The 5,162-nt window shown below is 74.0% G+C and carries 2 pseudogenes; both read right to left on the reverse strand.

The features are described from left to right. Positions 1–1,713: pseudogene (locus tag VGB24_RS07330) on the reverse strand (condensation domain-containing protein); the annotation flags it as partial. Between the two features lie 91 nt (positions 1,714–1,804). After that, a pseudogene (locus VGB24_RS07335) lies at positions 1,805–5,026 on the reverse strand (non-ribosomal peptide synthetase); the annotation flags it as partial. Positions 5,027–5,162 lie beyond the last annotated feature (136 nt).

A 5,162-nucleotide genomic window follows, 5' to 3' on the forward strand; every position in this document is an offset into this window, starting at 1 on the left:
CGGCGGGAGCGCCGGGTCCAGCGGCAGGTACGCGCCCCCGGCCTTGAGCACCGCCAGCAGCGCCACCCCCAGCTCGGCGGAGCGGCCCAGCATCACCCCCACGCGCCCCTCCGGGCCCACGCCGGCGGCGCGAAGACGGCGCGCCAGCCGGTTGGCGGCCGCGTTCAGCTCCGCGTAGGTGAGGCGCTCCGCCGCGAGGACCACCGCCTCCGCGCCGGGCGTGCGCGCCGCCTGCGCTTCGAAGAGCGCGTGCACGCACGGCTCGCCGGGCTCCGCCGCCTCCGTGCGGCTCCACTCCTGCAGCACCCGGGAGTGCTCGCTTTCCGGCGCGAGCGCCAGCCGCACCACCGGCCGGCTCTCGTCCGCGGCCATCTCCTCCAGCACCCGCCGCAGGTAGCCCACCCAGCGCTCCACGGTGGCCGGCTCGAACAGGGCCGTGGCATACTCCACTTCGCCGGTGATGCGGCCGTCCTCCTCGCCCAGCGACAGCAGCAGGTCGAACTTGGCGTTCACGCGCGGCGCCGAGTCGGCCGGGGCCACGGTGAGCCCCGGCAGCGCCAATGCGCCCCCCGCCGCGCTGTGCCACGCGAACATCACCTGAAAGAGCGGGCTGTACGCCAGGCTCCGTGCGGGCCGCACCCGCTCCACCACCTGCTCGAAGGGGATGTCCTGGTTCCGCTGCCCCTCCAGCGCGCGCGCCTTCACCTGCGCCAGCAGCCCGGCCACGGTGGGCCGGGCGGAAAGGTCCACCCGCAGCGCCAGTGTGTTGACGAAGAAGCCGATCAGCTCCTCCACCTCGGGCCGCGTGCGGTTCGCCCACGGGGTGCCGATCACCACCTCGTCCTGGCCCGAGAGCCGGGCGAGCACCGTGGCCCAGCCAGCCAGCAGCGTCATGTACAGGGTGGTGCCATGGCGGTGGCTGAGCGCCGTGAGCCCCGCCGTCAGCTCGCGGTCAAGCTCCACGCGCAGGGTGGCGCCCGCGTGGTCCTGCCGGGCGGGGCGCGCATGGTCGGTGGGGAGCTCCAGCAGCTCCGGCGCGCCCGCCAGGGCCTGCGTCCAGTACGCCGCCTGCGCGTCGAGCACCTCGCCCTGCACCCAGCGCCGCTGCCACGCGGCGTAGTCGGCGTACTGCACCGGGAGCGCGGCGAGCGGATCGGGCATCCCCTGGCTGAACGCCGTGTACAGCGTGGCCAATTCCCGGTTGAACACCCCCATGCTCCACGCGTCGGACACCACGTGGTGCATGGTCACCAGCAGCAGGTGGTCGTCGTCCGCCAGGCGCACCAGGCGCACGCGGACCAGCGGCCCCCGCGCCAGGTCGAAGGGCGCCTCCGCCTCTCGGTTCACCAGGCGCTCCACCTCTGCCTGGGCGTGCGGATCGCCGCGCAGGTCGTGCTCCGCCAGGGTGAAGCCGCTCTCCTCCACCGGCAGGATGCGCTGCTCCGGCTCGCCGTCCACCATCACGAACACCGTTCGCAGCGACTCGTGCCGTGCCACGATGCGCTCCAGGGCGCGCGCCAGCGCCGGGCGGTCGAGCACTCCCCGCAGCCGCAGCTGCTCCGGGATGTGGTAGGTGCTCCCCAGCTCCCCCAGCTGCTCCAGGAACCAGAGCCGCTGCTGGGCGAAGGAAAGCGCCAGCCGCCCGCCGCGCTCCACCGGTTCGATGGGGGAGATCTGGGGCGTGCTGCGCTCCAGGCGGGCGGCGCGCGCCATCCGGAGGATTCGTTCGCGTTCGGCGGTCGACAGCGTCGGGTTCATCGGCTTCGAGGGCAGTTCGTCGGGGTGATGGGAGACGGCCGGCCGGTCATCCCACGTCGGCGGCGCCGGGCAGCGCGAGCAGCTCTTCGATCTGGTCCGGATCGAACTGGGCCAGCTGTACGTCCAGGAGGTGCTGGGCCAGCAGGGAAAGCCCGGGCGTTTCGAAGACGTCGCTGACGGAGATCTCCACGTCCATCTCGCGCCTGATCCGGAACACGAGCCGGGTGGCCAGCAGCGAGTGCCCGCCCAGCTGGAAGAAGTCGTCGTGGCGGCCCACCCGCTCCACGCCCAGGAGGTCGGCCCAGATCTCCGCCAGCGCCTCCTCCGTTTCGCCGGCGGGCGCCTCGTACCCGCGCGTGGCGTACGCGTCGCTCCCCGGCGCGGGGAGCGCCGCGCGGTCGGTCTTCCCGCTCGGCGTCCGTGGATACTCCTGCATCCACACGTACGCCGCCGGCACCATGTACTCCGGGAGGCGCTCGGCGACGTGCGCCTTCAGCGCCTGTACCGCAGCCGGCTCGTCCGCCAGGTAGTACGCCACCAGCGGCCGGTCGCCCGCCGCGTCCTCGCGAGCCAGGACGAGCGCGTCGCGCACGGCGGGGTGGCTGCGAAGCGCCGCCTCGATCTCACCCGGCTCCACGCGGTAGCCGCGGATCTTCAGCTGGAAGTCGGTGCGCCCCAGGAACTCCAGGTTCCCGGACGCGCTCCAGCGCACACGGTCGCCGGTGCGGTACAGCCGCGCGCCCGGCGCGCGGCCGAACGCGTCGGGGACGAACTTCTCCGCGGTCACCCCCGGTCGGCCCAGGTAGCCGCGGGCCACCCCTACGCCCCCCACGTACAGCTCGCCGGGGATGCCGACCGGCGCCGGCCGGCCGGCCGCGTCCAGCACGTACACCCGCACGTTCTCCAGCGCCCGCCCGATCGCCGGCGCACGCCCGTCCGCCTCGCACGCAGCGGAGGTCGCGCAGACGGTGACCTCCGTCGGCCCGTAGGCGTTCACGAACGCGTGTCTCCCGCTCCACCGCTGCACCGTGGCGGCGTCCACCGCCTCCCCCGCGCTCACCACCGTACGCAGCTCCGGCAGGTCGTCCGGCGGAAGGACGGCAAGCACCGGCGGCGGCAGGGTGGCCACGGTGACGCGCCCGCCCCGCAGCGTTTCCAGCAGCCCCTCACCGGGAAGGAGCGCCTCGCGCGAGGCCATCACCAGCGTGGCCCCGGCGAGGAGCGCGTCGAACACCTCCGCCACCGCCGCGTCGAAGGAGAACGAGGCGAACTGCAGGACGCGGCTCGTGCTGTCGATCCCGAAGCGGCGGGCCTGCGCGTACGCCAGGTTGGGCACCCCGCGGTGCGGCACCATCACCCCCTTGGGCGTCCCCGTGGAGCCGGAGGTGTAGATCACGTACGCCAGATGATCGGGCGAGACGCCGCGCTCCGGGTTCTCCGCACCCTCCGCCGCGATCCGCGCCCCGTCCCCATCCACGCTCACCACCGCGACACCGTCGCCGGCGGGGAGCGCCGCGCGCAGCGACTCCTGCGTCACCAGCACCGGCACGGCCGCGTCCGTCAGCACGAACGCCAGCCGCTCCGCGGGATAGGCGGGGTCCAGCGGGAGGTATGCGCCGCCCGCCTTCAGCACCGCCAGGAGGGAGACGATCATCTCCGGCCCGCGCTCCAGGCAGATCCCCACCCGCGCCTCGGGCCCCACGCCGAGGCCGGCGAGATGGTGCGCCAGCCGGTTGGCCCTCTCGTTCAACTCGCCGTAGCTCAGCGTGCCGTCTTCCCAGGCGATCGCCGCGGCGTCCGGCGTGCGCGCCGCTTGGGCCTCGAAGAACTCGTGGACGCAGGCGCCATCGGGGAACGCCGCGTCGGTGGCGTTCCAGTCCTCCACCACCCGGCGCCGCTCGGCCGCGGACAGTAGCTCCAGGCGGTCGACGCTCCCCCGCTCGTCCGCCACCATCCCTTCCAGCACCCGCCGCAGGTAGCCGGCCCAGCGCTCCACGGTCGCCCGCTCGAACAGGGCGGTGGCGTACTCCACGTCGCCGGCGATCCGCCCGTCCTCCTCCCACAGGTCCACCGCGAGGTCGAACTTCGCGGTCACCTGCCGCCGCGAGCCCCCGGAGCCCGCCGGGTCCAGCGAACCCAGTGCGAGCCCCGGCAGCTCCAGGCGTCTCTCCGCCGGGCCCTGCCACGCGAACATCACCTGGAAGAGCGGGCTGTACGCCAGGCTCCGCGCGGGACGCACCCGCTCCACCACCTGCTCGAAGGGGATGTCCTGGTTCCGCTGCCCCTCCAGCGCGCGCGCCTTCACCTGCGCCAGCAGCCCGGCCACGGTGGGGCGGGCGGAGAGGTCCACCCGCAGCGCCAGCGTGTTGACGAAGAAGCCGATCAGCTCCTCCACCTCGGGCCGCGTGCGGTTCGCCCACGGGGTGCCGACGACCACGTCGTCCTGCCCCGAGAGCCGGGCGAGCACCGTGGCCCAGCCGGCCAGCAGCGTCATGTACAGGGTGGTGCCATGGCGGTGGCTGAGCGCCGTGAGCTCCGCCGTCAACTCACGGTCCAGCTCCACGCGCAGGGTGGCCCCCGCGTGGTCCTGCCGGGCGGGGCGCGCGTGGTCGGTGGGAAGCTCCAGCAGCTCCGGCGCGCCGGCCAGCGCCTGCGTCCAGTACGCCGCCTGCGCGTCGAGCACCTCGCCCTGCACCCAGCGCCGCTGCCAGGCGGCGTAGTCGGCGTACTGCACCGGGAGCGGGGCGAGCGGATCGGGCATCCCCTGGCTGAACGCCGTGTACAGCATGGCCAATTCCCGGTTGAACACCCCCATGCTCCACGCGTCGGATACCACGTGGTGCATGGTCACCAGCAGCAGGTGGTCGTCGTCCGCCAGGCGCACCAGGCGCGCGCGAACCAGCGGCCCCCGCGCCAGGTCGAAGGGCGCCTCCGCCTCCCGGTTCACCAGGCGCTCCACCTCTGCCTGGGCGTGCGGATCGCCGCGCAGGTCGTGCTCCGCCAGGGCGAAGCCGCTCTCCTCCACCGGCAGGATGCGCTGCTCCGGCTCGCCGTCCACCATCACGAACACCGTTCGCAGCGACTCGTGCCGCGCCACGATGCGCTCCAGGGCCCGCGCCAGCGCCGTGCGGTCGAGCACTCCCCGCAGCCGCAGCTGCTCCGGGATGTGGTAGGTGCTCCCCAGCTCCCCCAGCTGCTCCAGGAACCAGAGCCGCTGCTGGGCGAAGGAGAGCGCCAGCCGTCCGCCCCGCTCCACCGGTTCGATGGGAGAGCTCCTGGGCGTGCTGCGCTCCAGGCGGGCGGCGCGCGCCATCCGGAGGATCTGTTCGCGTTCGGCGGTCGACAGCGTCGGGTTCATCGGCTCCGAGGGCGGTTCGTCGGGGTGATGGGAGACGGCAGGCCGG

This window comes from Longimicrobium sp., assembly GCF_036399935.1.
GTDB lineage: Bacteria > Gemmatimonadota > Gemmatimonadetes > Longimicrobiales > Longimicrobiaceae > Longimicrobium.